Raw genomic sequence first — 25,157 nt, 5'->3', positions numbered from 1 at the left:
CATCGCACATCACGCCAACGCGATCGCGCGTCCATCCTGCAGCCACCGGACGCAATCCGGTGAGCGCTCCGGTGATGCCGGGGCGTGTCTGCTGGTGGGCAGGGCTGACCGCCGGGTGGCCGTCCTGGTGGCGGGATCCCCGATGTCCTTGTCCGCGGGCGGGCGGGCGGGACGGCGTGCGGAGTGTGCATCTGACGCCCGCTCCCAAGCCGTGATCCACCTCGCCATGACCGATCTGATGGCAAGCCGCCTCACCGGCGAGGCCACCACGCGCTTGCGGAGATCGTCGGTGATCCCGCCGGGCTTTCACCTGGAGCACCCTGCCGCGCGGGAGGGCTGCCGGTCAGCGAGCCAAGGCTTGACTCTGACGCTCAATGCCGTTCGTGGTCGTACGGAGGGCTCTTGTCGTATGCCAACGCCGCAAAGCGACGCCCTGCAGGGGCAGTCGGACCGGCGCCGGGTCCGGTTCAGGAACCGCCGCGCTCGCGGGGGATCTTCTGGCCGGCCTCGATCGCCACCGGCAGGCGGTTATCGGCCGGGGGAAGCGGGCAGGTGGCCAGGTCCGTGTAGGCGCACGGCAGGTTCGCGGCGCGGTTGAAGTCCAGGACGACCGTACCGTCGGCGGCGGGCGGCTCCAGGGTGAGGACCCGGTTGGCGGCGTAGGTGGTGACCCCGGAGGTCGCGTCGGTGAACAGCACCATCAGCCGTCCCGCTCCACGCCCGGGAAACGCGGTGAGCGACAGTCGGCGCCCGTCCAGCTCGAACTCGATCCTGCCCGGAGCGTCGTACACGTGCTCAAGGCCCTCGACTGCGGCGCCCACGGTGGTCGGTCGCGGTGTGTCGAAGGGGATGTAGCGGCCCGTCAGGGCCCAGCGCGGGTCGGGGGCGTAGGCCGGCGTTCCCGTGAAGGCCGTGCGCAGCGGCGCGTCCGGGTGCCGGGGGCGCACGATGTCGTGCCCGCCGCGCCTGGCGATCTCGATGACGGCGTCTCCCCAGACGGCGTCGACGCCGCCGCGTTCGGGAAGCACGCCGAAGCGGTGTTCACCGTGCACCGGTGTTCCGTCGACGACCAGTTCCTCGCCGTCGCCGAGGTCTACGACGACCCCGTCGGGGCCGGTGCGCCACGCACCGGGCGCGTCCGGGAAGCGCTGCGGCCGGTGGTCGAGCCAGTGCAGGCCGGTGATCGCCAGGAACCCGTGCGGGGCGGCGAGCCGGGCCTCCTGGGCGCGGTACCACTCCAACCAGTTCTCGGTGAAGGCATGGAAGTCGGTCGTGGTGGCCTCGGTGGTCATGGGTCCTCCTTCTTCACGAGGGGGTGCAGGCGGGCCGGTCGAGCCGGCGGTTGGACCGGCGTGCTCAGCGGGCCAGTTCGCCGAGGAGCCGCCAGGTGCGTCGACGGTCGGCTTCTCCCGCGATCTCGGTGCCCGAGAACACGACCTCGGTGGCGCCGGCGTCGCGGTAACGGCGTACCTCGGCCTCGACGGTCTTCTCGTCGCCGATCACGGCCAGGTCGGCGGCCCGTCGGCCGCCGGAGAGTTCGATGACCCGGGCGTAGGACGGGACCTGTTCGTAGAACGCGAGGTTCTCGGTGGCCTTGGCCCGCACCGCGTCCACGTCGTCGGTGACCACGCCGGGCACCAGGGCCACGATCCTGGGCGCGGGGCGGCCGGCGGCCTCGGCCGCGGCGGTCAGGGCGGGAACGATGTGTTCCGCCAGGGCGCGCGGTCCCGCAAGGTAGGGCAGGATCCCGTCCGCCAGCTCACCGCTGACCCGCAGCGCCTGCGGCCCCATCGCGGCGACCAGCAGGGGGACCCCGCTCTCGGCACCCGGTACTCGCGCCGGGACCGGGGTGGTCGCGGTGAGCAGCTCACCGTGGAAGTCGGCCGTGCCGGTCTCGGTCAACTGCCGCAGGGCGGTGAGGAACTCACGCAGCCGGGCGATGGGGCGTTCGAAGGGCAGGCCGAAGCCGGTCTCTGTCAGCAATTTCGTGCCCAGGGCCAGACCCAGGTGGTAGCGGCCGTGGGTCGCGGCCTGGGCGGTCTGGGCCTGGCTGGAGACCAGCAGCGGGTGGCGACCGAAGACGGGGATCGCGGAGGTGCCGACCTGCAGTCCGGGCACTTCCCGCCCGACGATCGCCGCGAGCTGGGGTGAGTCCGCGCCGAAGGTCTGCCCGAACCAGGCCGACGTGAGAGCGAACTCCGCTGCCTCCCGGGCCAGTCGTACCGTGGCGTCGACCTGGTTCGGCGCGTCGGACGCGTTGAGCGCTACTCCAACAGTCATGTCAGTCAGAACGGGCGTCGGTCGAATCCGCATTCCGGTCCGTGTGTGACAGCTTCTTGTCAGTCATGTGTACTCAGTCCTGAGTGGAAGGCCATCCCTGTGCTCAGCCCGCCTGCCGTCGGTCCCGCGCGGACCGGTGGGTGAGGGGGTTCGCGCAGGCCGAGGTGTTCGCTGAGTGTGGTGCCGGTGTACTCGGTGCGGTAGATCCCGCGTTCCCGCAGTTCCGGGACGAGCAGGTCGACGATGTCGTCGAGGCCGCCGGGGATGAGGTACGGCGTGACGTTGAAACCGTCGATCGCGCCGTGCCGCACGAAATGGGCGAACTTGTCGGCCAGGCCGGACGGGGTGCCGACGTGCCCGCGCTGCGGGCCGAGGGCGATGACGGTCTCGCGCAGCGACCAGCCGTGCGCCTCCGCCTTCGCCCGCCATTCGGCCACGACCGCGCGCGGGTCGGCGATGCGCCGGGCGCCGAAGGGGCCGTCGTTCACGGTGACGACCGGTGTCTCCTTCGGCAGTGGCCCGTCGGCGTCGCGGTCGGAGGCGACACCGACGCCGTCCGCTCGGCCCTCGCGATCTTCTCCACAGCCGATCCGAACCCACCGCTGGACTCTCGACGAGGTCGCCCGCTACCTGGGAGCCGGCGGCATCGGCCACGTCGAGGTGGGGTCCCCGGCGACGGTCGCCGACGAACTGGAGCGCTGGGTCGAGGAGGCCGACGTCGACGGCTTCAACCTCGCCTGTGCCACCACCCCCGGCACCTTCGTCGACCTCGTCGTCCCGGAGCTGCGCAGCCGCGGCAGGATCCGGCCTTGTCCGGCGGCGCCACGCTCCCACGAACGCCTCCACGGCGCGGCCGACAGCCTCGGGCCAGGGGCGACCACCCGGCCGCCCCCATCCCGAACTCGCCGTCCGAGAGCGAGAATCAGCCGGAACGAACCGGCTTTCCTAGTTTTCCTATCGAATTACTAGGAAACCATTGACGGTGGTCGAAGAGGAGAGTGAGGATGATGAAGCCGACGCGTCACTGCGCACCGCTGCACTCGCACGCCGCCTCGCCGGGCACCGCGTCGTCCTCGGTCCCCTGAAGGAAGACGCCATGACCACAGCACTGAGCTGTAGCGACAGTCGCAGTCGCATGAAGCGGGTGAAGACATGACGGTGGCGGCGGACGAGGTGACCGACGTGGGAGCCGGACAGGTCGACTGGCTGCACATAGCCCGTGAGATGGCGGACGACCTGGCCACGGACGCGGCCGAGCGCGAACAGGCCGGCAAGGCACCGCTCGACGAGGTGGCGCGGCTGCGCGAGTCGGGACTGCTGACACTGCCGGCACCGGCCGAACTCGGGGGAGGCGGTGCGGACTGGCGCACGGCATACGCGGTCATCCGGACCGTCGCCGCGGCCGACGGGGCCATCGGTCACCTGCTGGGCAACCACTACTTCCTGTCCTGCAGCGCCCGGTTCTTCGCCGACCGCGCCCGTGCTGCCCGCATCGAGCGGGAGTCGACGGCGGGGCAGTGGTGCTGGGGAGGCGGAATCGCCTCAGATGAACCACCGCTCATCCTGACCCCCACGTCGGGCGGCTATCTGCTCGACGGCTACCAGAGGTATGCCGCCGGAGTCGGGATCGCCGATCGGCTGGTGGTTCGAGCCGCCAAGTACGGCACAGGTGAGCCGTTGGCCGTCCTGGTCGACCCCGCCGGCTCGGGCGTCGTGAGCGACAGCGGCGGGGACGCCTTCGGTCAGCGGCTGGCGGCCGGTGGCGGCGTGGAGTTCGATGCCGTGCCGGTCGTGCCCGACGATGTGCTCGGCTCCCTGTCACCGGACGAGGGCGTCCTGTCACCCTTCGCCTCTCTGGCCGCGCCGACCGCGCGCCTGGTCTCCGTCCAGTTCTGTCTTGGCGTGGCAGAGGGCCTGCTGGCCGAGGTTCGCGAGTACGGAAGGGGCATGAGGTCCCCCTGGCAGCCCTTCTCGCCTCATCCCTGGCCGGACAGCCCGCCGCAAGATCCGTACGCGCTGACCGTGTACGGCGAGCTCACCGTCGTCGCACGCGCCGCGTCCGCCCTCGCCGATCAGGCGGTGGATGCCTTGCTGCGCGGCCTCGTACAGGGCGAGGATCTCGACGACGAGGAGTGCGCGGAGATCGCCGTCCTCGCAAGCGTGGCCGAGTCTGCCGCCTCCCGGGCCGCGCAGGAGGTCACCACCCGTGCCCTGGACGTCATCGGCGCCGACGCCGCGTCCGCGCGGCACGGCTTCGACCGCTTCTGGCGCAGCGCCCGGACACACACCCTGCGGGAGCCGGTCACCCACAGACTGCGCGAGGTGGGCGACTACTTCCTCAACGGCGCGCACCCACCCTTCGCCCTTCCGGCCTGACCGGGAGGGCGACCGGTGCGGGACCGACACGACAGTGATGGATAATCGCGGCATGCGGATCTCGGCGCGGGCGGACTATGCGGTGCGGGCGGCACTGGAGTTGGCCGCAGCAGGGGGCGAGGCCTCGCTCAAGGCCGAGGCGATTGCCGCGGCGCAGGGCATCCCGCACAAATTCCTGGAGGGCATCCTCGGCGACCTGCGCCGGGGCGGTCTTGTGGTCAGCCAGCGCGGCGGCAAGGGCGGCTACCGGCTCGCCCGCCCGGCGGAGTCGATCGCCATCGCCGACGTCGTCCGCATGGCGGACGGTCCCCTGGTCTCGGTGCGGGGAGTGCGCCCACCCGAGCTCTCCTACTGCGGTCCCGCGGAGTCGCTGCTGCCGCTGTGGATCGCCGTACGCGCCAACGTCCGCAAGATCCTCGGCGAGGTCACCCTGGCCCACGTGGCCGCGGCCAAGCTGCCCGACGAGGTGCTGAGCCTCGCGGAGGACCCCGAGGCCTGGACGAATCCCTGACCGACGTCCGGTGATCGAAACGAGCAGATCTCATGCGGGCCGGTGCCCTGTGCGCGTGGCTGACGGGGGAGGGCGCGCACTCCGTGTCGATCGGGATCCGTTCGCTCAGCGGGTGACCAGCAGGCCACGGCTGCGGAGCACCACCGCTCCAGCGGGCTGAAGATCAGCAGGTCGATGGCGATGCCGACGAGCAGGATCAGGAGGATGGCCAGGAACACCTCGACATACTGGAGTTGTTGCGCCCGTTCTCCAGCAACTGGCCCAGGCCGACGCCCAGATCGGGTGAGGAGACGATGATCTCGGCGGCCATCAGCGACCGCCAGGAGAACGCCCGGCCCTGCTTGAGTCCCGCCAGATAGCCGGGCAGCGCCCCCGGCATCACGATGTGCCAGGCCCCGCGCAGACGGGTCGCGCCCATCGTCCGGCCGGCTTGCAGGGAGAGCGGCGGGATCTGGTCGATGCCCGCGACGAGGCCGTTGGCGATGGACGGGGCCCCGGCGACCAGCTTGGACGCGGTCGGCTCCGGCACCCAAGCGCCGTCGGGAGTCGGACTTGTAGGCGTCCGGGGTGATCTTGTTGTCGGTGCGGACGACAGAGACGTCGCCCTTGCCGCTCTGTGCGTCGACCTTGTCTGCGGCAGGTAGCCGTCCTCCTCAGATGGCGGGTCGTGACTCCCAAGTGCCGCCGAGGGTGCGGAACTCCTGGGCCGGGAGGATGCTGCTCAGGATGGTCCTTCTTACGGTGGCTGGCGATGCTGGTGAGCGCGCCGCTGTAGTTGCAGTCGGCGCATATCTGCCACGAACAGTCCGGATGGGCGACAGCGGCATGGCGAACGGAGTCGTGCGAACCGTAGCCATGGGCGTGAAGCATGACTCAGTCGCCGATGGTGAGGCCGGAGAGCTTGTCGGGGTCGAGGATGAGGTCGATCTCGGCGATGCGCTCGTCGATGACAGTGATGCCGACAACGGCGAGGACGCCGGCGCGGCCGGTGGCGATGATGCCGGCGGCGCCGTTGACCAGCACCGGCTTGCACAGGGTCGCGAACCGCGGTCCGAAAGTGGTGGTGTGCTCCGCCACGTCGCGGGCGCCGGTGAGGAGAGCCGGGGTGGGCCAAGCGCGGGGTCCAGTGTCGATGCGGAAGACGACGTCGGGGGCGAGCAGGGTGACCAGGGCTTCGAAGTCACCGGCGCGGGAGGCAGCGAGGAACGCGTCGACGATGCGCCGTTGGGTAGGCAGGTCGGCGTCCGGCACCGTGGTCGTTCCGCGCAGCCGACGGCGGGCTCGGCTGGCGAGCTGGCGCGCGGCGACAGGGGTTCGGTCCACGATCGGGGCGATCTCGTCGAACGGGACGCCGAACATGTCGTGCAGGACGAATGCGAGTCGTTCTGCTGGTTCCAGGCTGTCGAGCACGACGAGGAGCGCGAGGCCGACGGAGTCGGCGAGCAGGCTGGCTTGTTCGGGATCGTGGGTCTCGCCGGTGGTGACGACAGGTTCCGGCAGCCAGGTGCCGACCAGGTCCTCGCGTCGGGACTGACGGCCACGGAGCATGTCGATGCACACCCGGCCGACCAGGGTCACCAGCCAAGAGCTGATGTTGTTGATGCTGCTGCTCTCCGAGCGGGTGGTGCGGATCCACGCCTCCTGGAGGGCGTCGTCGGCCTCGGTGAGCGAGCCCAGCATCCGGTAGGCCACCGCCTGCAGTCGTGGGCGGTGGGTCTCGAACTGCTCGGCGAACCAAGCCATGTCGTCCATGTCCGTCTGTTCCTGGCTTCCCTGTGGCCCTGTCGCGGCGGGGGCAGTTTCGTCCGTCACAGTCGCGCGGCCTTGCGGTACCGCGGTTCCCATACCCTGCGGTAGACGACGCGTGCGGGCGCGGGCAGCAGCTTGAGGACCTGGGTCTTCAGCTGCTTGGTGGCGCCGTCCAGCACCCACGGAAGGTACTCCGCGGCGCCCTTGATCCCGCCCTGCTGGTCACGGATCTCCTTCGTGAAGGCGTCCCAGCCGGCCTTGCCCAGCCGGCGCTCGAGCAGCGGCAGCGCCTGGGACTCCTCGTGGATCATGTGCGTCGACAGGCCCTTGGCCAGGACCGACAGTCCTTGTTCGAGCGCCTTGGTGTTCTTATCGGTGATGGCGGCGTCGATCTGCTCGATGCGTGGGTCGAGTGAGGCGTGCTCGGCTTCCATGTCGTCCAGGATGCGCTGCTCGTCGGGATCGGTGACCGCTGACCGCAGTAGCGGCCACAGCGCGGTGTCCTCCGCAGTGTGGTGCGTCTGCAGCTGCTTGCTGAACATCTGCCAGGTCGCGACGGCCGCGGGGGAGTGGCCGCGTCCGGCCGCGACGGCGTTCAGCAGCCGGGCCAGGTCGCGGTTGAAGGCGTCGTGCGCGACGTACATCATCGTGAAATCGACCGCGCCGGCCCGGGCGGCGCGACGTTCCCACGCGGCGGTGCTGGTCTCGGCGGCTTCGGGGCCGTGGTTCCTCATCGGTGTCTCCTGTCGATGGTGTCTGTGCCGGTCATGGTCAGTGGCTGCCGAAAGCTTCGCGGCGGATCATCTGCAGCACGGTGGGAGCGCCCTTGGTGGTGTTGACCGTGACGAACTTGCCGATCCACTCCCGGCTGGCGGCCTGGGCCAGCATCGATGCGGCCAGGTCTGCACGGCTGGTGAACACCCGATCGGAGCGGTTCTCGGCCAACTCGTAGTCGCTGGGCTGCTCGGCGTCGAACAAGCCGCCGGGACGCATGACCGTCCAGTCCAGGTCGGACTGGCGCAAGAAGGCCTCCATGCGGCGCATGTCGGCGTACGTCGTCTTGCCGATCGTCCTGGTGACCAGGGGCTGCATCACCCGGTTCAGCACGAACCCGCCGTCGGCGTGCCGAGTCGGCTCGGTACCGGCCGAGCTCACCGCCACCAACCGCTTGACCGCGTGGGACGCCATGGCATCGGCGATGGACGCGATCCCATCGCTGTAGACCGTGATCGGCTTCCGGCTGAATTGCACCCCCAGCGTGGAGAGCACCACCTCACTGCCCTCGACAGCCCGCGCAGTCGCTGCCCGGTCGTGCACGTCCGCTCGGGCAACCGTCAAGCGCGCGGCCGCAATGGGGAAGCTGCGGGGATTACGCGTCACCGCAACCACCTCGTGGCCGGCCTCGATTGCCTGCTCGGCGAGCAGGCGGCCGGTGCCGCCGTTCGCGCCGAAGATGACGATCCGCATGTCCGGTTCCCCGTCCTGTCCTGGTCCAGCACGGCCGCTCCGTGCCCACTCATAAAAGAAGTCGGATCCCACGGCTCGAACGTGACAGCCGACAAGACGTCGAGCAGTGCGTCGCGGGTCTCCTCGAGGGGAGCCGGGTTGGCCCAACAGCCGCAGCAGGCGCTGAAGTCCGGCCTCGATGGATTCTTCGCGCCCTTGCGGGCACTCGTGAACACTCGCCATCGTCGCCCGCAACACGGCCCTGTTCGGCGTGGCTGGGGAACTACCGCCGATCATCATGAGCGACCTCTTCGGCGTCCGCAGGAACACCGCGACCCAGTGGGCGGCGCTCGCCCAGGGCAGCTGGGCCGGCTACCTCGCGGCCATCAAAGCCACCGAACAGGCCGTACTCGCCGGGCGCGTCAGCCCTTTACGATCGCCCTCTCGACGTCGGGAAACCCCTTGTCCCACCAGTGTCCATAGCGCCGGTAGACAGCTGTATCGCGGTCGGTGAGCAGCATTGAAAGCTTTTCCGCCTCCTCGGTCAGACCTTGCCACGCAACCTTGCCGAGCCTGCGGAAGGCGGTCAGTTCCAGCCCGCCGGCGGCTGCGCGCCATACTCCAACGACCTGCCCGTCGACGAGCAGGCAGGGCAGCACATCGCCGTTACGCCGGACGATCAGGGGGCGGTACTCCGGGGGCATGAGTCGCCCGGGGACGGCGTGAGCCAGCAGCGTGCTGTCCCACATCGGCAGCAACCTCGGTGGCGCCGGGGTGTCATCGGCGGGCACGGTAGCGTCGGCCAGGTCGAACAGGGCGGCGGTGCCGGGGCCCGGCACCCGTACCACCTGGTCGCCGAGCTCATGCAGCGCTTTGGTTATCGCGGAGCGTGTCAGCAGGGTGAACCGGGCGAAGTCCTGGGCCGACGCGGGCCCGAACGCGCGCAGGTAGCCGAGCAGCAGGCGCCGGACCCCAGCGTCGGCTTCAAGCGGTGCGGCCGCAGGGGCCGCCGGCGAGGCGCGGTAGGAGTTCGGCTGTGTGAACGACCACGGGCCGCCGGTCGGCGCATGATGCAGTGGCGCGAACGTACGTAGCGCCCACCACACGCGGTGTGCGTGCTCGCCATACCTCCCTGTGACCTCGTCCTCTACCTGGGCGCCGGTGCGGGGCCGCTCCAGGAACCCCGCGAGCTGCGGGAGCAGCGCGTCGGCGTCGTTGGGGGTCAGCCCTGTTGCGGTGAACCGGCGGTCGTAAAGTCGTGACGCCCGCAGAGTGCTCAGCATGGCAGCGCGGTAGGGCTCGTAGTCCTCGGCATGGACGACGTGCAGCGTGATCCGCATGAGGGTTGCCTTCACGATCCGGCCGTGCGCGAACGCTGCGTCGAGATCCTCGGGCGCGAAGTCCTGCACACGGTTCCATAGCGCCAGGTACGGCGACGCTGGTGCCTGCGCCTGCAGAGCGCAGACCCGGCGAACCGCCTCCGCCACATCGAGGCGCCGGCGCTCGAGCAAGAGCTGACGGTCCAACATGGCCAGAGCGAGCTGTCGCGCGGTAAGGCTCATGACCGGATCATGCCACCACCGTCGTTGTCGACGGCAACCTGATCACTGGGCAGCACCCGCAGTCCAGTGCGACCACGGCGAAGGAAGTCCTCGCGGCCCTGCAGAGCGCCTGACTGCGATGGTGTGGAGCGAAATCCCGCAGCCGCCTCCCGCTTTCCCGCCGCGGTGATCGCCTCGGTTTTCCGCCGGAGCGCTCCGGGTGGGCAACGGCGGCTCGAAGGAGGGCGACCTGCCCGAGCGGGCTCCGGTACGACACCTTTCGCCGGCGTCAAGCCGAGGGGCACAGGCGGCTGTGCGAGGTGCTGTGGCACCGGGAACTCGGCGGCATGCCCCTGGTAGGCGACGGTCGTCTGGCCCGTGCGAAGCACGCCGGGTTCAGGGCCGCGGCCCAGGCACGGCAAGCTCTCAGCTGGTGGCACGCGGCGCCCGGGAGCGGTCGGTGCACGACCTGCGCGTCTTCGTCGACCTTCCGTTGCGTTGCCTATGGCGCGCCATGGATGACTGTTGCGTGTGCGGGGGCGGCCGCGCTGTGTCGTGTGTGCGACTGCCCAGGTGCCCACTGCTCCACGGATGTGTGTCTGATCGCGGCCTTGAGCAGTTCAGGTGGCTGTCAGGGGCGTCAGCCCAGTCGTGCGGGTCAGGCGTGGTCTACGAGTTCTGCTTTGCCCTGCTGACGGGCGCAGTGCGCGCAGCAGAAGAACTGCCCGTCGGCCTGGAGGCCGTGACCGAGGATGCGGCATTGGCAGTTTTCGCAGATCGGCGCCATCTGCTGGGCGGCGCACTCGAGGCTGTCGAAGGTGTGGACGGCTCCTCCCTTGGCGTGCACTTCGAAAGACATCTCGTAGTCGTTGCCGCAGACTTCACACACGGCCATCGTCGCTCAACTCCTCACAGCTTCCCGGATGGGACCGCTGCCGGTACCTGCGACCAACAGCGTCCCTGACGGTAGTGGAGAGATGCCTGCTGTCCTTGGGCGGCACGGTGGCCTGCGCCCGAGCGGTGCACAGGAATCACTCGGCCGGGCGCGGCGGTACGCGGGCAGCCTGCGCTGACCACGCGCGACGACGCTTCCCCGCCGGGTGCGCGGGGAGAGGTGGCGCCACCAGTCGGGTGACCGGGTCAGCGCACCGCCGGAAGGCTTCCGGTCCGGTCGCCCGACGGGCCCGCCGCCGATGGCTCGTCTGAGCCGCAGCCGGCGGCGGGCCCGGCAGCGCGGCAAAAGCGCTGCGGAGGTGGCGGGCTGTGCGCGGGCGCTACGGCAGCTTCACGAACGGCGCCAGGAAGGCGCGGGCGCCTGGGGTGTCCAGGCGGTACGACACGTTCGTCGCATAGCACGGGCCGTCGCCGGTGATCGTGGTGGCCGCAAGCACGTTCCGGCCGCCGATAACGGCGAAGTTCGGGCCGCCGGAGTCGCCGTAGCAGGCGCCGCCGTTGCCCTGGGGTGCGGTCATCGCCAGGCGGACCCACGCGTCGTTGAGGGCGTCGAAGGTGACAGGCGCCTTCATCCGGACACCGCCGCCGGGGTGGGTCTGGCCGCCGGGGCCGCGCTGGGCCTCCTGGGTGCCGTATCCGGCGACGAACCAGTCGGTGGAGTTCAGCGCCTGCGGGCCGAGCGCGCCGAGCTGGTTGGCGGTGGGCAGCGTGGCTGGAGTGAAGGTCCAGCGGGCCTTGACCTTGGTCGCCGGCAGCTCGATCACCGAGATGTCGTGCGGGTCGGACGCGGGCCCGGGGTAGTCGGGGTGGCTGTGGGCGGTGCCCTGGACGGCGACGGCGCCCGCCTGCGCGGCCGGATCGCCGGGGTATTTCTTCGCGGCGGCGTCGAGGCCGGCCTGCACGTCCTGGTCCAGGGACACGTAGAACTTCACGTTGTCGGGCCAGTCGGTGGTGCAGTGCGCGGCGGTCAGGAACGTGTCCGCGTCGATCATGGTTCCGGAGCAGACCCAGTCGACCCGGTCGGGTGTCGTGGGGTCGCCGTCGTTGTCCCAGGTCGCGATCAGCGCGCCGACCTCGGTGCGCTCGGGTGCGGGTGTCGCGTTGTAGGAGTTGATGGCCGAGGACGGCACGGCGGTGGCTAGCACGGCGGCACAGGCTGCGGCGGTGACGGCGGACGCGCGTAGGACGGTCAAGAGAAACCCTTCTACCGATGGGACGGGTGTTCTCCTGTGGGGGGTGGAGCAGCGCCAGTGAAGCGCCTGGGGGCGGCCGCGACAAGAGCACGCCCGCCCTTCCAGGGTTTTCCCTCTGTAGGGGCTGTGGGTGTTCAGCCCGGCGCGCGATGTGGTCGCGGCGAGCCGGGCGTAGGTGTGCCCGCACCGCAGGTGGGCGAGCTGGTTCACCGGTGCCCTGGGAATCCGCGGCTGGTCGTACTCGGCTCGACACGTTCAGCATGGCTTACGGCCCCGTCGACAGGCATGTCTTCCTGTCAGAGCCGACCGTGATCATTGATGAGTGCGGTCCGGTTCGATAGAGCATGTGGATTGTCCTCAGATGCTGACTCGTTCCACTTGGGCGCGCGTTGTCGCGAGGCGATAGGAGTCGGTGCCGGTCTCGATGACGTTGCCGCCGAAGGTGAGGCGGTCGACGATGGCCGCGCAGAGGCGTGGGTCGGTGAAGGTCTTGGTCCAACCGCTGAAGGACTCGTTGGAGGCGGTGGCGACGCTGTTCTTCTGCTCGCGTTCGGTCAGGACCTGAAAGAGGAGTTCGGCGCCACGACGGTCGACTTCCATATAGCCGAGTTCGTCGATGCAGAGCAGGTCGACGAACCGTATTGGGCAACGGTCTCGGTCAGCTGCTGCCGCCGCAGCGGCAGCGTGCTGCCCGATGGCTTACTCGGCCTGCCCGGTTTCTGCCTGGCCCTGGACTGGTGTGGCCGTCTGCTCGGCCGCACCGGGGGCGGTGTAGAAGACGGAGCTGCCCTGCTTGGTCCGCTGGGCCTGGTTCTTGGCGACGAGTCCTTCGAGGGTGGTACGCACGACGGTGGCCTTGATGCCTCGCTCGGGATGCGCCTGGCCGAGCGCGGTGGCGACTTCGGCCGCGGAGCGCGGTTCGCTCTGCTCGCTGAGGTGGCTGCGGACGAGTTCGACCAGCGTGGGCTGGGCCGCCTTCGCGGCTGCGGCCTTGTTCGAGGGCTTCTTGGCCGCCGGTTTCTTGCTGGTCGTGACGCTCTGTGGGCCGGCTGCCTTCTTCGCGCGCGTCCGTTTGCCCGCGCCGGGCTCAGCAGCGGCCTTCTTGCGCGGAGCAGGCACCGCGGCGCCGTCCGAACCGGCTGTGGGCTGAACCGGCGCCGGCGAAAGCCCAAGGACCTGCTGCACCTGCATGAGCACGGAGTGGTCATGCTGCAGCGCGGCCAGCTGCTCCTGCAGTGCAGTGATCTCCGCACTGATACGTTCCTGCTCCTTGGCGTTGCGTTCGAGGTCGCTGGTTACCTGTGCGGCGTACTGCGATGTCAGTTCGGTGCCGGAAGTCGTGATGGACATGGGCCGACCTTTCTCTGGGTTTCCTGGCCGTGCGTGCAGCACCTGTGGTGCAGGCGCAGAAAGCCACGCACCTGCGTTTTCGCGCTGGGACCCGAGCGGCAGCGCAGATGACTGCTGCGCGTGGCCCGGCATAGAGATAGTACGGATGGGTGGAGCCTGTTGCTCTTCTTGAGTGACGACTATTTCTCAACCTGAGCTTCATGGTTCCAATTAATGGGGTTGCCTTGGGCGTACAGCGGGATGACTTCAGGCCTGTTGGTGGGGAGTTGCCACAGGACTTCGTCGGTGTCTTGGGTGTGACACCAGGCGGCCGGAGCGCGGTTGCTTGTCAGCCGGTCCAGCAGTTCCGCCGTCTGGTGAGGAGAGTGTCCGGACAGGCGGGCGAAGGCGTCAATGTCGGTGCTGCGGTGGACCTGGGTGGAGGAGGTGTGCAACGCGACCACGCCGACTACGCGGCGAGCATGGCCATGTCTGTTGAGGACTGCACCGCCACGTACACGCACACGTAAGCCCCGGTCGACTCGGGGGAGGGCCGACCAGGGCGGTCAGGGAGCGGGAGCGGAGGGCGGTCGCCTCTCGGCGAATGGCTCCGTGGGGCTTCAGCCGAACGATCGTCCCCACGGGCGATAGGTGAGGCCCGGGGACACTGTCCCCTCCGCACCCGCACACAGTTGAACCGCGAACCAGCCTGGCTTGTTTCGCTGCCTTGCGTGAGCTGCACCACTGCTTCCGAGACCAGTTGGCCAGGCAGAGTCCTGGCGCGTTCATCCGTGAATCCTGCAACGGTACTTCCCGCCGGAGCTCCCCACCCCGACCACACCACCGAGTAGGCTCGAAAACGTCAGGAACCCGACCATGACCCCGACCGCCGTTGTCAGGTCGACCATGGACGTAGGCGTACGCGTCGGCGTCGTGGTGCAGGTCCAGGAAGATGGACCTGAGCGGGCGCCCGGAGGTTGGACCGTCACACGGCTCTGATGCTGGGGAGGCCATCTGTCGCTCAGGGCCGCCTGCCCCGCCCCACATATTTTGTCACCGCATACCGGGGGCCGATGGGGATCAGCGACGACGCCGAGTCCAACAGGGCCGACAAAGCACGAAGGGCCTACGCCAGCGGTCAGACTGTGCTCGCCTGCAAGTTCTTCGAGACCAAGAAGAGCAGCATCGGCACAGGACCGCAGCAAGCCCGGGCTTCACCGCAACCCGTCACCTCGTGGACAACAGCGCGGGCCGTCGTCCTGCCTTGGCGAACCCTCGGTCAGCAAGTGAACAGCAGAACGCCGGGTCGGTGCGTACAGGGGATCCGAGGTCCGTGGGCCGCGTGACCGTGCACCTTGACTCGGGCCTCCGTCGGACGCTTTGATCATGGTGTGCCGGGCCGTCGCCCCGGTACGGCAGAGGTGCGCCCAGCCGGTAGCGGACACGGTCCAAGTCCGGCCCGAGTCGCCAGGACTACGGCAGCGTCCGACGCGGGGTCGTACTGGCGATGGATGGAGTGGACATGTCCGTCATGCGTGTGGCCCGTGTCGGAGCGGCCGCCGCTGTGGTGGCCCTGCTGGCGGTCGCCGGCTGCGGCACCAAGGCCGACACGGAGGACCCCTCGGACGCGAGCCCAGGGCAGAGCCGGTCGCAGGCGTCCGCCTCGCAGAAGCCGACTTCCACCGCGGTCAGGCTCCCACCTCCGCACGCCGGCTTCGACTACCAGATCGGGGGCGCCTATCCTCCGCCGCGCGGAGTCCGCGTCGTCAGCCGTGACCGTACGGCGTCCCCCGCGCCGGGCCTCTACAACATCTGTTACGTCAACGCCTTCCAGGCCCAGCCCGGCGACGAGAAGACATGGCCCGCCGATCTACTGCTGCGGGACCACAGCGGCGAGGTGGTCGTCGACCAGGACTGGAACGAGGCGCTGCTCGACATCGGTACGGCGGCCAAGCGCGCCCGGGTGGCGACGCGGATCAACCAGTGGATCGACGGCTGCGCCGCCAAGGGCTTCGACGCGGTCGAGCCGGACAACTACGACAGCTACACCCGCTCCGACAACCTGCTGAGCGCGCAGGACGCCACCGACTTCATCACCCTTCTGTCGGCCCACGCGCACGCCCGCCATCTGGCCATCGGCCAGAAGAACACCCTCGGTCTGGCCGGGCAGCGCAAGCGGATCGGCCTCGACTTCGCGGTGACGGAGGAGTGCGGGCAGTACGACGAGTGCGCCGCGTACGCGAAGGCCTTCGACAACCACGTCGTCGACGTCGAGTACACGGACAGCGGCCTGCGCAAAGCCCTTGCGGGCTACGGCGACCGGATGAGCATCGTGCGCCGTGACCGGGACGTGTCCACGCCGGGCAACCCGGGCTATGTGCGCAGGACAACCTGATCTGTGAGCACGTACCCCGGGCAGCGCGGAGGCCAAGGTCCACGTGACGGCGGACGCGAGCGAGGGGAACTTCCCAGTCACCTTCACGCTGACCGACCACACCACCGGTGCCGCGTTGAGCGGGGCGACCCTCCGCGTAGCCGTGGCCAAGGCCGGCGAACTGTGGCCGTACGACACCAACGAAGGCATCTACCGCGACCGCACCCGCATTTCGGGAGGCTTCGACAGCGACGGTTGGGCCTTCTCGCAGAACGTGCTGTCGACGGCCGGGTGTCACGAGCGGCTCCCCGCCGAGCGCGGTGCCGGTGTTGTGACGGGTCTCGCCGGGGTTAGGGACGGAGAGCGGCGGAGTGTCAGGGGGCCGTGCTGTCCGCGACCCACTCGCTCCACGGCATGTTCCAGTCGCTGAGGCCGTTGTCCGGGGCCAACAGGGTCTTGCCCTCGGAGTTCTTGACGATCACGACGTCACCGATCATCGAGTTGTCGAAGAACCACGCAGCGGGTTGCCTGCCGTCGCCGCCGCTCATGACATCCTTCAGGCCCACGCAGCCGTGGCTGGTATTGACCTTGCCGAAGACCGAGTCGGCACCCCAGTAGTTGCCGTGGACGAACGTTCCCGAGTCGGTCAGGCGCATGGCATGCGGTACGGCCTTGATGTCGTAGGCGGGCTTGCCGTCCTTCATGAGACCGACGGTCGCACCGTTCATATGGATCTGCCTGAACTTCTCGGAGATGACCATCCGGCCGTTGTACGTCGGATGCTCGGGGCTCCCGGACGAGATCGGGATGGTCTTGATCGTCCTGCCGTCCCGTACGACGGTCATCTGCTTCGTCCTGGCGTCGACGGTGCTGATCTGGCTCCGGCCGATCTTGAACGTGACCGTCTTCCGGACACCGTGGAGGGTGAGCTTGACGGTGACGGTGGAGCCGGGCTTCCAGTAGTGCCGGGGGCGGAAGTCCAAACGGTTGCCGTTGAACCAGTGACCGACGACCCGCTGCCCGCTGCTCGCGCTGACCTGGATCTCCGACTCCACGGCGGCCCTGTCGCTGACCGCCTTGTCGAAGTTGACCACCACCGGCATGCCCACGCCGACGGTCGAGCCGTCCTCGGGGGAGAGGTGCCCGACGAAGTCGTTGGCCGGGGAGGTCGTGGTGATGGTGGCGTTCCCGGTGGTGGACCGGCCCCCGTCGTCCTGGGCCTCTGCGGCGATCTGATACCTGGTGGCCCGCTCCAGTCCGCCGTTCGGCTTCCACGAGGTACCGTCCGCGGACAGGGTGCCCTGGACCTCGGCACCAGTCGCGACGGCGGTCATGGTCACCTTGGTGAGCGTGCCGTTGCTGACAGTGACTTTGACGGGATCGTTGATTCCGACGTTGTAGGCACCTTGGCCGGGCGTGATCTTTATTCGGGCGTCGGAAGTGTCCTGGGCGCTCGCCTGATCTGCCCGAGTCTGCGATTTCGGGTGATTCCCGGTGTTGCTGACGCTGGTGGCAGCGTTACTGGTGCCGGCGGTGGCCGTGAGTGCGAGTACACCGCCGAATACCCCGGCCGTAGCCATCAGCCCGGTGCGTCGCTTACCTACCGTGATCAAACGCTTCTCCCATGCCACTGATCGTTGAATTCCTGGAGCTGAATACCGGAGGGCTGTTATTGGTCAAAGAACCATTTTTATGTCATTCATGTGCATTGACGGGAGTAAATGTGGCGAATTCCACGCGCTGCGAAAGCGTCGCCAAGGCTCTGCTCGACGGCCGGATGGCGCGTAGCCGATTTGTTTTCGCCGCCCGGTGCACGCCACTGGCACGCACGCCGCGATCGGCGTGTTCCCGGTGGCGGCGACAGCCCGCACAGCCGAGGGCCGCCGTCGAGCGCACCGGCAACGCCTTCATGAACGGGGTGCACGCCGCCGTTCTCGTCACCGCCGTCTGTGCGTGGTGGGCGCTCGATGCAGGTGCTGGACGCCCGCCGAAAGGCCGCCGCACCGCAAGGCGATCTTCGTCACCGGCGGCCATTACGACGTCTACGAGCACCTACCACTGCGGCAACATATGGTTCATGCCACGCGCCGCACACCGCGGTGATCAACTGGATTCCGCGGCGCAGCCGAGCCGCTCTGCGTAGGAGCACACAGCCTGATCGCCAGCAAGTGAGGAGACCCAACGGCTATGTCGAAAACACGAGTTGTCGTCGTCACGGGCGGTGGTTCCGGCATCGGTGCGGCGACTGCCCGATTGCTGCGGGCCGAAGGCCACCATGTCGTCATCGGTGGGCGGCGGCCCGAGCCGCTACGGCAGTACGCCGACGAGACCGGCGCTCTGGCGTACCCCGCCGACCTCGCGGACCCGACCGCCGTCCAGGACTTGGTCGAAACCACGGTCTCCCACTACGGCAGACTCGACGGACTGGTCCTCAACGCGGGCATCGGACGCGGCGGCGCAGTGGGAGACCTCTCGGACGAGACCTGGGACGAGGTGATCCGCACCAACCTGACCGGCCCGTTCCTGATACTACGCGCCGCTCTGTCGTACCTGTTGAAGGCCCGTGGCTCGGTCGTCGCGGTCTCCTCCGTATCCGCGCTGCGCAACGGGAAGGGCAACGCCGCTTACGCCACCTCCAAGGCCGCCCTCCTGCAACTGTGCCGTTCGGTGGCCGTCGACTACGGGCACCAGGGGCTGCGGGCCAACACCGTGTGCCCCACCTGGGTGCGTACGGAGATGGCCGACCGGCGCATGGCCCGGTTCGCGGAGGAGTCGGGACTGGGCGGCGGGGTCGAGGAGGCGTACCAAGAGGTCACGAAACTGGTGCCCACTGGGCGTCCGGGTGACCCGTCCGAGGTCGCCGAGGCGATCAACTGGTTGCTGTCGCCCGCCGCGTCCTTCGTCAACGGTGCGGTGCTCACCGTGGACGGCGGGATCACCGCCCTCGACCCCGGAACGGTGCCGTTCGACTTCCGCCTCGAAAGCCGCGCCGGCGGTCACTGACGACGGTGTCGTCATATGCTCGGCTCTAGGTGTGCTGACCGGACGGGTTGGTGACGCGGCTGGCTGGTGTTTGGCCGCTGATGCCGGTGTGGGGTCGGTGGTAGTTGTACCAGTCCAGCCAATCGGGAAAGGCTGCCTGCGCGACGTTCCGCGCCGGTACGGAAGCTGGTCGACGATCTACGACCGGTTCCGGGTTCGAGGGGATTGACCTTCACGGTTCGACATCGGGGCGGGGCGACGTCAACTGGTTGAGGGGGACCCTGCCGTCCAGTACGTCCAACGGTGTGGTGACCACGGGCAGGCGCCGGACGATGTCGTCGTTCAGCAACTGCGTCTGCGCGAGCACCGCCGTTTGATCCCAGTAGATGCGCTCGCTCCGCACACGCGGGCCTCGGAAGTCCACGACGGCGATGACGGGTATACGGACCTGCTGCCCGGTGGGTGCCAATCCAGGCAGAATCCAGGGCACCTCGATGTCGTGGGTGAACGACACGATCATTTCGTCTACGAGGCTGTCGTCTCCCACCGTGCGGGATATCGAACGCACAGTGAAATCGTCCGGGTTCCGTCCAATGAACCAGCGTGCGTAGAAGTCCTTGACGTCGTCGTACCCACTACCGCCCATGGCGGTCGGCACATGGACGACGATGGGGTCGTCGTCCATCGTGGCCATCGTGGCCTCCACGTCCTGCGCCACGAACTCGCCGGCAGTGTGGGCTTCCCAGATACGCTCCATCGTTGCGCGATCAGCCATGCCCGCTCCTGACAGTAGGCGTCTCGGCTGTGCGCGTGTCTAGGGATAGCCATACGCCGCTGCCCATTGCGCCGCATCCCCTTCTTCTGGACGCGAGGAAGACACCGCAGATTCAGGATAGGCAGGTGTGGGTCCGCGCGCACTCTTAGGCGTTTACCGAGTTCGGATCACGAGTCGGACGTTCTGCTGCCCTGGCTGGATCCGTGGCGGTAGACAGGCGGGATGGCTCGGGGTGATTTCACGGACGGCGAGTGGGCGGTGATTGAAGCACGGCTCACGTGGCGGACGCCCCGTCAGCCACGATGCGGCCTTGTACAAGGAGCGCAACACGGCCGAACGCTGCATCAACAAGATCAAGGAATGGCGCGGGCTCGCCGCCTGCTACGACAAGACCCCGGCCAGCTACCTGGCCGGACTCCACTTACGCGGAGCCGTCATCTGGCTCCGCAGCCTCCAGCCCCTCTAAGTGGGCGGTTCGTAAGGCGATGTCCGTTTCTGGCTGAGGTGGGAGCAAGGACGCTGGTGGAAGTTCTGCTGGCTATTGCTTCCTGGCGAAGTTGCCGGTGTCGGCCTCGGTGAGGATCCCGAGTTTGACCAGGCGTTTCAGCTTGGCGCGGGTGCCTTCGACGTTCTTCGGCAGCAGTTCGTGGCCGAGGGCTGCGCAGACGTCCTTGGCCCGTAGCGGCCCGGTCGCGTGGTTGAAGGTGGCGAGGATGCGGGGGTAGTCCGGGTGCTCGGGCAGGTCCGGCGCGGACGCGGGGAGCCGGTCGGCGAGGCCGATGACGGTCTTGCGGGTGATCGTGAGGTGCTCCAGGTGCGTCTCGGCCTCCCGCAACCGGGTCTGCAGGTCGTCGATCTGTGCGCGGAGGTCGTCGGCCAGGGCCCGGGCGGCTTCTTCCTGGAGGTCCAGGGCATCGAGCAGGGGCCGGATGTTCACGCTGCCACCGCCTGCGCCGCGCGCCAGGAGGGGGCGCTCGCGCCGGTGAGGCGTCGGGTCATGACGTGGGTCATCGCCCAGTAGACGCGGGAGGCGGAGGAGGAGGGGCGGTGCTCGTAGTCGCGGACCAGGCGCCGGTGCAGTATCAGGATCCCGTAGGTCTGCTCGACCCTCCACCGCTTCGGCTGCGGCACGAACCCCTTGTCCTGCGGGTTGCGCGCGACGATCTCGACATCAATTCCCAGGCCGGCGCCATGCATGACGACCTGGTTCTTGAAGCCCTGGTCGACCAGGGCTTTGCGGACGGTTCCGCCGGCGTGCTCGGCGACCTGGTCCAGCAGGATGATGCCCGCGGCGTTGTCGTGGGTGTTCGCGGCGAGGACGACGACTGCGATGACCAGGCCGAGGACGTCCACGGCCAGGCCGCGTTTGCGGCCGGGCACCCGCTTGGCCGGATCGTGGCCACTCGTGGTGGCGGGGACCCCGGCGGCCACATGGACACTCTGGGTGTCCAGGACCACCAAGGTCGGGTCCTCTAATCGGCGGGCGCGTTCACGGACCTGGCAGCGCAGGAGTTCATGGATGACCTGGTCGGTTCCGTCGTCCCGCCAGGCGGCGAAGTAGTAGTACGTCGCGCTCTTCTGCGGCAGGTCGTGCGGGAGATAGGCCCACTGGCAGCCGGTTCGCCCCTGGTAGAGGATCGCGTTCACGATCTCCCGCATGTCGTAGACGCCCTGGTGGCCGCTGACCGAGCGGTGCCGGTCCTTCCACGCGGTGATCACCGGCTCGATCAACGACCACTGCTCGTCCGATAAGTCACTCGGGTACGGCTTGCGTTCACTCACCCGAACACATCACCAGATCAACAACCGTGGGCCGGCGGATTCCGCCCCGCCGCCACACCATCAGGCGACAGCAAATCCACTCAAAGACTCACGAACCAGCCACTAAAGACCCGAACTCGGCACGGGCCCTAGGCGCCTTGACGGCATGGGTTCGGGTTCGGCTTTGCTCTTGGATTCGATGGCTATGGGGGAAGTGTTCGCAGCCGCTGGCGCTGGACTTGCACGGTCGCCGTGGCGTTGCACGCCGACCAGGACGAGCACGCAGGCTTTGGCTTCCTTCAGGTCGACGTTGAGGTGGACGCCGTCGACCCACACGTATACGTAGTCGACCTCGGACAGCCCACACTCCATGAAGGCGGCGTGGTCGGCCTGCCACTGCACCGTCAGCCGGGTGACCGTCGCCGGGGGAGAGCCGGCGAGCTGCCGAGGAACTGCTCCGGTGCGGGCACGAAGTCGCCGGACGACAGGCCGTGCAGATAGAGCAGCGGCAGTACCTCGCTGATCTTCGGGGACTTGCGGCGCCACGGCGGCAGGATCACCGAGGAGAACCGATTGCGCTCGCCCGTGGCTTCGTCGACGCGCTTTGTCACCCTCGGCGCCTTCACCTCGACCACCCCGGCCGCCGTGGTCACCCTGCGCGGCTGGTGGCAGCCAATGCGCACGACCAGGCGGTGGCCCTTCTCTTTTCGCTGATCGGCCAACTCGGTCATTTGGGAGCTGACTTCGGTCTTGAGCGCGGCGGCAAGCACCCGCCGCACGCCCTCGCGGACGATCTCGTCGAGTGGGGCATTCGACGGCAGACCGTGCTCGGCGGCGTGTTCGACAACGGTGTGCGCGTGACTGCGGACCTCGTCATATTCATCCTTGTCCCCTGTCACACGTCCGTGCGCCATGAGGACGACGCGCGCGACACACTCGACAAGCTCCTTCGCCGAACCTACGACCAGTGCTCTGACCGGAAACGATCACCGGAGTGGCGTGATGGCCGGGTGTCTACGGCGGTGGATGTCGCAGGTCAACTCAAGTCGTGACACGGCGTGTCGGTCCTCTGGTCTAGGGTCGCCCGCATGGCTGAGCCCTCCTTTCTGACCGCTGTCCGCGAGTCGTACGACACGGTCGCCGCTGATTACGTCGAACGCGTTCCGCCCCCCGCCGAGATGGACCCGCTGTCACGCGCGATGCTGGCGGGGTTTGCCGAGCTCGTGCGGACGGCTGGTCTGGGGTCGGTCGCGGACCTGGGATGCGGCCCCGGCCGCGTGACGGCGCACCTGGCCGGGCTGGGAGTGTCCGCCTTCGGCGTCGATCTGTCACCGAAGATGATCGGGCTGGCCCGGCACGCCTATCCGAACCTGCGGTTCACCGAGGGCTCGATGACCGCGCTGGAGATGAGGGACGACGAGCTCGGCGGCATCCTGGCCTGGTACTCCACCCACCACACGCCCCCGCAGTGGCTGCCGGCGGTGTTCGCCGAGTTCCACCGCACGCTCGCGCCCGGCGGCTACCTGCTCTGGGGGGACTATGTCGGCGATGAACGGCTGCAGCCGACTCAGGGCTATGGCCGTCCGGTGTCCTACGAGTCGTACCTCCTGCCAGTGGACCGCATGGTCGGCCTGCTGGAGCAGGCCGGACTCGTCGTCACCGCGAGGCTGGAGCAGGAGCCCGGCGGACGGGTGAACAGACCGCACGCCTGCCTGCTGGCCCGCAAGCCCGAAAGGACCTGACAGGGCTTGTTCCTGCGGCGAAGCGGCGCGGCGCTCAGGCAGGTGAGTTGAGAGGGCGGCCCCAGCGGATGCCTTTCTCGCTGCGGATACGGGCGCGTTCCCGGCGCTGGGCGGCCAGGACGTCGGGACGTCGAGCGTTCCGGTTGCGCCAGTGCAGGTAGCGGTGCAGGGCTCGGGTCCGGACGGCGTGATTGGGGTGGTTGGAGTTGGCGAGGGGCCGCAGCGACCCGAAGTGCGCCTCGATGGGGTTGGCCCAGGACGCGTTGGTCGGCGTGAAGCAGAGCTCGACCTTGTTCCTGGCCGCCCACCGGCGGATCTTGCTGCCCTTGTGGGCGGACAGGTTGTCCAGGATGACGTAGATAGGGGCACCGTCCGGGCGGGCCGCCCGGATGCTCTTGAGCGTGGTGAGACTGTGATCGGCGCCCTTGCGACGCCGATTGACACCCCAGAGCGTGTTCGTTGCCGACGGAGTAGCAGCCGTGGCGGCATCTCGCCCTCGTAAGCCAGGAATTGGAGCCAGTTGCGCGGGTCGCAGGTCAGCGCGGTGACCGTCGGCCAGATCTGGTTGACTTTCATCCTGCGGAAGGGGAGGCGGGCCGGGCCACCCGCGATACCGCCCTGTGCCGGGTCTGTGACAGGCTGCTCCCGTCCAGCGAGCTCGCGACCGCGCTGCTGCAGCAGGCCGAGATGCGCAGGTGATGCCAATGCCGGGAACTGCTGTCGCCCGGTAGTCGAGGTAGCCGTGGCGTGTGTGAGGGGGATACAGAGATGGACACGGAGCGTACGGGTCAGCCGCTCGCGGACCAGTCCGGTTCCGAGGGGGCAGAGCCGGAGTGTGTCGCCGACTCGCCGGAGCCGCGGTTGCCGAGGGAGCCGGGCGTGCCGGAGGCCGGCGGTGAGGCCGGTCCCGCGCGCGGGTCGGCCGAGGGACTCCGCGGCAACGGTCGGCCCCGTTACGCCTGGCTGAGCTGGACCCGACGGGTCGCCCTCGGTCTGCTCCTCGTGCTCCTCGTCTCCACCCTCGCCGCCGGAGTCGCCCTACGGCTGAACTACGCGGGTGACCCAGCGCCGGAGACGTACACCCGGAATCGGGACGCTCTGTGGCTCGGCCACGCCTGGGTCGACGGACGTAAGCGGAACACGGACCTCGATGCGCTGGCGCGCCGCCTGCGCGACACCGGGATCCGCGACCTATACGTGCACGCGGGCCCGCTGGAACATGATGGCACGCTCCCCAAGCCCGCTTATAGAAATGCGCGTTGGCTGATCGACGCCGTACACCGCGAGCTACCCGGCGTACGCGTCCAGGCCTGGCTCGGCGACAAGCTCGCGAGCGAGGGAAGGGTTGGCCTGCGACTGCAACGGCAGGAGACACGGGCTGCGGTGGTCCGTTCCGCCCGCCAGGTTCTGGCGGCCGGGTTCGACGGCGCCCATTTCGACCTGGAGCCCCTGCACTCAGGCGACCGTGACTACCTCACCCTCCTTGATGCTTTGCACCGCGTCACCAGTGCCCACCACGTCCCACTCTCGGTGGCCGCCCCCCAGATCGACCCCCTCCCCGCACTCCACTCCGTGACTGGTCTCACCGGACACCCCAAGTGGTGGTCTCAGCGTTACTTCGGCCAGGTCGCGCGCCGGGTCGACCAGATCGCGGTGATGTCCTACGACACGGCGATGCCGCTCGAGAGCCTGTACGGAGGCTATGTCGCCCAGCAGACTTCTCTGGCTCTCGAAGTCACCCCGCCTTCAACGGACTTGCTGATCGGCCTGCCCTTCTACCACGAGGACCACATCGGCCATCACGCGTCCGCCGAAACGGTCACTGCCGCCGTTCGCGGCGCTCGACTGGGCCTCTCCCGCACGGACGCGGACCGCACCCACTTCGGCGTCGCCCTCTATGTGGACTTCGCCGCGACGGCGGCGGACTGGGCGGCGTACCGTACGTTTCTCAAACAAGGGGGCCACGAGAGCCGCTGAGGGGCACCTCCCCACCCGCCGGCCGCAATGCGGATGCTCCGCGAACACTCATGAAACGGCCGGTTGGATCCATTGCTGATTTTGTGGGCGCGATGTCGGGGCCGACAAGCGGCGGCTGCCGCGGTAGTTCATCGGACGAACTGGCGGTCACTCATCGAGCCGTTGCT

24 protein-coding genes, 6 pseudogenes and 1 riboswitch are annotated in these 25,157 nt (G+C 68.7%); of the genes and pseudogenes, 9 read left to right on the top strand and 21 right to left on the bottom strand.

All coding sequences use genetic code 11. The features are described from left to right. Positions 1-265: 265 nt before the first annotated feature. Positions 266-379: riboswitch (SAM riboswitch) on the bottom strand. 88 nt (positions 380-467) lie between these two features. From N8I84_RS02515 to N8I84_RS02505, 3 genes are all read right to left on the bottom strand, one after another. After that, the gene (locus N8I84_RS02515) at positions 468-1,292 is read right to left on the bottom strand and encodes a DUF1684 domain-containing protein (protein WP_263227781.1); all 825 of its coding nucleotides are present in this window, start codon (positions 1,290-1,292) and stop codon (positions 468-470) included. A 64-nt stretch (positions 1,293-1,356) separates the two neighbouring features. Continuing rightward, on the bottom strand, positions 1,357-2,280 hold the full coding sequence (locus tag N8I84_RS02510; RefSeq protein WP_263227779.1) for an LLM class F420-dependent oxidoreductase: 924 nt from the start codon (positions 2,278-2,280) through the stop codon (positions 1,357-1,359). A gap of 59 nt (positions 2,281-2,339) precedes the next feature. Continuing rightward, positions 2,340-2,768 (bottom strand): LLM class oxidoreductase, encoded by a 429-nt coding sequence (locus N8I84_RS02505; protein WP_263227778.1) that lies wholly within the window; start codon positions 2,766-2,768, stop codon positions 2,340-2,342. Between the two features lies 1 nt (position 2,769). Here N8I84_RS02505 and N8I84_RS02500 point away from each other — a divergent pair, with 1 nt between their 5' ends. From N8I84_RS02500 to N8I84_RS02490, 3 genes are all read left to right on the top strand, one after another. Further along, complete coding sequence (locus N8I84_RS02500; RefSeq protein WP_263227777.1) at positions 2,770-3,249, top strand: hypothetical protein; 480 nt, start codon at positions 2,770-2,772, stop codon at positions 3,247-3,249. Between the two features lie 183 nt (positions 3,250-3,432). Then, positions 3,433-4,656, top strand: coding sequence for an acyl-CoA dehydrogenase family protein (locus N8I84_RS02495; RefSeq protein WP_263227776.1), 1,224 nt, complete (start codon positions 3,433-3,435; stop codon positions 4,654-4,656). A gap of 52 nt (positions 4,657-4,708) precedes the next feature. Then, positions 4,709-5,167: an RrF2 family transcriptional regulator gene (locus N8I84_RS02490; RefSeq protein WP_263227775.1), complete on the top strand. Its 459-nt coding sequence runs from the start codon at positions 4,709-4,711 to the stop codon at positions 5,165-5,167. Between the two features lie 196 nt (positions 5,168-5,363). On the opposite strand, the gene N8I84_RS43025 is transcribed toward N8I84_RS02490, so the two are convergent. From N8I84_RS43025 to N8I84_RS02435, 11 genes and pseudogenes are all read right to left on the bottom strand, one after another. Next, a complete protein-coding gene (locus N8I84_RS43025) occupies positions 5,364-5,603 on the bottom strand; it encodes an ABC transporter permease subunit (protein WP_390899010.1) in 240 nt (79 codons plus the stop codon). A 60-nt stretch (positions 5,604-5,663) separates the two neighbouring features. Beyond that, a pseudogene (locus N8I84_RS02480) lies at positions 5,664-5,796 on the bottom strand (sulfate ABC transporter substrate-binding protein); the annotation flags it as partial. 244 nt (positions 5,797-6,040) lie between these two features. Next, complete coding sequence (gene sigJ / locus N8I84_RS02475; RefSeq protein WP_263227774.1) at positions 6,041-6,919, bottom strand: RNA polymerase sigma factor SigJ; 879 nt, start codon at positions 6,917-6,919, stop codon at positions 6,041-6,043. Positions 6,920-6,975: 56 nt separating this feature from the next. Further along, positions 6,976-7,650, bottom strand: coding sequence for a hemerythrin domain-containing protein (locus N8I84_RS02470; RefSeq protein WP_263227772.1), 675 nt, complete (start codon positions 7,648-7,650; stop codon positions 6,976-6,978). Between the two features lie 37 nt (positions 7,651-7,687). Beyond that, a complete protein-coding gene (locus N8I84_RS02465) occupies positions 7,688-8,383 on the bottom strand; it encodes an NAD(P)-dependent oxidoreductase (RefSeq protein ID WP_263227771.1) in 696 nt (231 codons plus the stop codon). 401 nt (positions 8,384-8,784) lie between these two features. Further along, the gene (locus N8I84_RS02460) at positions 8,785-9,924 is read right to left on the bottom strand and encodes a winged helix DNA-binding domain-containing protein (protein WP_263227769.1); all 1,140 of its coding nucleotides are present in this window, start codon (positions 9,922-9,924) and stop codon (positions 8,785-8,787) included. A gap of 637 nt (positions 9,925-10,561) precedes the next feature. Beyond that, positions 10,562-10,798: a hypothetical protein gene (locus tag N8I84_RS02455; RefSeq protein ID WP_263227768.1), complete on the bottom strand. Its 237-nt coding sequence runs from the start codon at positions 10,796-10,798 to the stop codon at positions 10,562-10,564. Positions 10,799-11,177: 379 nt separating this feature from the next. After that, a complete protein-coding gene (locus N8I84_RS02450; protein WP_263227767.1) occupies positions 11,178-12,050 on the bottom strand; it encodes a trypsin-like serine protease in 873 nt (290 codons plus the stop codon). 357 nt (positions 12,051-12,407) lie between these two features. Further along, positions 12,408-12,718: pseudogene (locus tag N8I84_RS02445) on the bottom strand (ATP-binding protein); the annotation flags it as partial. Positions 12,719-12,749: 31 nt separating this feature from the next. After that, entirely contained in the window at positions 12,750-13,400 is a 651-nt protein-coding gene (locus N8I84_RS02440) for a hypothetical protein (protein WP_263227766.1), read from the bottom strand. A gap of 179 nt (positions 13,401-13,579) precedes the next feature. Further along, positions 13,580-13,843, bottom strand: a complete 264-nt coding sequence (locus N8I84_RS02435; RefSeq protein WP_263227765.1) for a hypothetical protein — start codon at positions 13,841-13,843, stop codon at positions 13,580-13,582. Between the two features lie 1,058 nt (positions 13,844-14,901). Here N8I84_RS02435 and N8I84_RS02430 point away from each other — a divergent pair. Continuing rightward, positions 14,902-15,774 (top strand): endo alpha-1,4 polygalactosaminidase, encoded by an 873-nt coding sequence (locus N8I84_RS02430; RefSeq protein WP_263227764.1) that lies wholly within the window; start codon positions 14,902-14,904, stop codon positions 15,772-15,774. A 353-nt stretch (positions 15,775-16,127) separates the two neighbouring features. Here the strand turns inward: N8I84_RS02430 and N8I84_RS02425 are convergent, their stop codons facing one another. Further along, positions 16,128-17,333: a L,D-transpeptidase gene (locus N8I84_RS02425; RefSeq protein WP_263234630.1), complete on the bottom strand. Its 1,206-nt coding sequence runs from the start codon at positions 17,331-17,333 to the stop codon at positions 16,128-16,130. A gap of 44 nt (positions 17,334-17,377) precedes the next feature. On the opposite strand from N8I84_RS02425, the gene N8I84_RS02420 reads away from it, so the two are divergent. Next, positions 17,378-17,896 carry a hypothetical protein gene (locus tag N8I84_RS02420; protein ID WP_263235053.1) on the top strand — a complete coding sequence of 173 codons (519 nt, stop codon included), beginning with the start codon at positions 17,378-17,380 and terminating at the stop codon, positions 17,894-17,896. Between the two features lie 44 nt (positions 17,897-17,940). Beyond that, on the top strand, positions 17,941-18,756 hold the full coding sequence (locus N8I84_RS02415) for an SDR family NAD(P)-dependent oxidoreductase (RefSeq protein ID WP_263227763.1): 816 nt from the start codon (positions 17,941-17,943) through the stop codon (positions 18,754-18,756). Between the two features lie 25 nt (positions 18,757-18,781). Here the strand turns inward: N8I84_RS02415 and N8I84_RS02410 are convergent. Further along, positions 18,782-18,913: pseudogene (locus N8I84_RS02410) on the bottom strand (integrase core domain-containing protein); the annotation flags it as partial. Positions 18,914-18,967: 54 nt separating this feature from the next. Then, complete coding sequence (locus N8I84_RS02405) at positions 18,968-19,510, bottom strand: nuclear transport factor 2 family protein (protein WP_263227761.1); 543 nt, start codon at positions 19,508-19,510, stop codon at positions 18,968-18,970. Positions 19,511-19,775: 265 nt separating this feature from the next. Between N8I84_RS02405 and N8I84_RS02400 the strand changes: the two are divergent. Further along, a pseudogene (locus N8I84_RS02400) lies at positions 19,776-19,976 on the top strand (IS5/IS1182 family transposase); the annotation flags it as partial. A gap of 72 nt (positions 19,977-20,048) precedes the next feature. Here the strand turns inward: N8I84_RS02400 and N8I84_RS02395 are convergent. The 3 genes and pseudogenes from N8I84_RS02395 to N8I84_RS02385 form a co-directional block, all read right to left on the bottom strand. Then, positions 20,049-20,447, bottom strand: coding sequence for a hypothetical protein (locus N8I84_RS02395; RefSeq protein WP_263227760.1), 399 nt, complete (start codon positions 20,445-20,447; stop codon positions 20,049-20,051). Next, the gene (locus N8I84_RS02390; RefSeq protein WP_263227758.1) at positions 20,444-21,292 is read right to left on the bottom strand and encodes an IS5 family transposase; all 849 of its coding nucleotides are present in this window, start codon (positions 21,290-21,292) and stop codon (positions 20,444-20,446) included. The genes N8I84_RS02395 and N8I84_RS02390 overlap by 4 nt, the downstream gene beginning before the upstream one ends. A 222-nt stretch (positions 21,293-21,514) precedes the next feature. Next, a pseudogene (locus N8I84_RS02385) lies at positions 21,515-22,092 on the bottom strand (transposase); the annotation flags it as partial. A 267-nt stretch (positions 22,093-22,359) separates the two neighbouring features. On the opposite strand from N8I84_RS02385, the gene N8I84_RS02380 reads away from it, so the two are divergent. Next, complete coding sequence (locus N8I84_RS02380; protein ID WP_263227755.1) at positions 22,360-23,013, top strand: class I SAM-dependent methyltransferase; 654 nt, start codon at positions 22,360-22,362, stop codon at positions 23,011-23,013. A 34-nt stretch (positions 23,014-23,047) separates the two neighbouring features. On the opposite strand, the pseudogene N8I84_RS02375 reads toward N8I84_RS02380, so the two are convergent. Continuing rightward, positions 23,048-23,495: pseudogene (locus tag N8I84_RS02375) on the bottom strand (transposase); the annotation flags it as partial. A gap of 286 nt (positions 23,496-23,781) precedes the next feature. Between N8I84_RS02375 and N8I84_RS02370 the strand changes: the two are divergent. Then, a complete protein-coding gene (locus tag N8I84_RS02370; RefSeq protein WP_263227754.1) occupies positions 23,782-24,990 on the top strand; it encodes a glycoside hydrolase family 18 protein in 1,209 nt (402 codons plus the stop codon). The last annotated feature ends 167 nt before the right edge of the window (positions 24,991-25,157 follow it).

Source organism: Streptomyces cynarae (assembly GCF_025642135.1).
In the GTDB taxonomy this organism is placed as follows: Bacteria; Actinomycetota; Actinomycetes; order Streptomycetales; family Streptomycetaceae; genus Streptomyces; species Streptomyces cynarae.
The sequence above is the reverse complement of the archived record's forward strand: the minus strand, read 5'-3'. Positions and strand labels throughout refer to the sequence as shown.

Excerpts from the sequence above, each read along its gene's own strand:
- N8I84_RS02515 (WP_263227781.1), bottom strand. The coding sequence starts at position 1,292 with ATGACCACCGAGGCCACCACGACCGACTTCCATGCCTTCACCGAGAAC.
- N8I84_RS02510 (WP_263227779.1), bottom strand. The coding sequence starts at position 2,280 with ATGACTGTTGGAGTAGCGCTCAACGCGTCCGACGCGCCGAACCAGGTC.
- N8I84_RS02495 (WP_263227776.1), top strand. The coding sequence starts at position 3,433 with ATGACGGTGGCGGCGGACGAGGTGACCGACGTGGGAGCCGGACAGGTC.
- N8I84_RS02490 (WP_263227775.1), top strand. The coding sequence starts at position 4,709 with ATGCGGATCTCGGCGCGGGCGGACTATGCGGTGCGGGCGGCACTGGAG.
- sigJ (WP_263227774.1), bottom strand. The coding sequence starts at position 6,919 with ATGGACGACATGGCTTGGTTCGCCGAGCAGTTCGAGACCCACCGCCCA.
- N8I84_RS02470 (WP_263227772.1), bottom strand. The coding sequence starts at position 7,650 with ATGAGGAACCACGGCCCCGAAGCCGCCGAGACCAGCACCGCCGCGTGG.
- N8I84_RS02465 (WP_263227771.1), bottom strand. The coding sequence starts at position 8,383 with ATGCGGATCGTCATCTTCGGCGCGAACGGCGGCACCGGCCGCCTGCTC.
- N8I84_RS02460 (WP_263227769.1), bottom strand. The coding sequence starts at position 9,924 with ATGAGCCTTACCGCGCGACAGCTCGCTCTGGCCATGTTGGACCGTCAG.
- N8I84_RS02455 (WP_263227768.1), bottom strand. The coding sequence starts at position 10,798 with ATGGCCGTGTGTGAAGTCTGCGGCAACGACTACGAGATGTCTTTCGAA.
- N8I84_RS02440 (WP_263227766.1), bottom strand. The coding sequence starts at position 13,400 with ATGTCCATCACGACTTCCGGCACCGAACTGACATCGCAGTACGCCGCA.
- N8I84_RS02430 (WP_263227764.1), top strand. The coding sequence starts at position 14,902 with ATGTCCGTCATGCGTGTGGCCCGTGTCGGAGCGGCCGCCGCTGTGGTG.
- N8I84_RS02425 (WP_263234630.1), bottom strand. The coding sequence starts at position 17,333 with ATGGCTACGGCCGGGGTATTCGGCGGTGTACTCGCACTCACGGCCACC.
- N8I84_RS02420 (WP_263235053.1), top strand. The coding sequence starts at position 17,378 with ATGCCACTGATCGTTGAATTCCTGGAGCTGAATACCGGAGGGCTGTTA.
- N8I84_RS02415 (WP_263227763.1), top strand. The coding sequence starts at position 17,941 with ATGTCGAAAACACGAGTTGTCGTCGTCACGGGCGGTGGTTCCGGCATC.
- N8I84_RS02405 (WP_263227761.1), bottom strand. The coding sequence starts at position 19,510 with ATGGCTGATCGCGCAACGATGGAGCGTATCTGGGAAGCCCACACTGCC.
- N8I84_RS02380 (WP_263227755.1), top strand. The coding sequence starts at position 22,360 with ATGGCTGAGCCCTCCTTTCTGACCGCTGTCCGCGAGTCGTACGACACG.
- N8I84_RS02370 (WP_263227754.1), top strand. The coding sequence starts at position 23,782 with ATGGACACGGAGCGTACGGGTCAGCCGCTCGCGGACCAGTCCGGTTCC.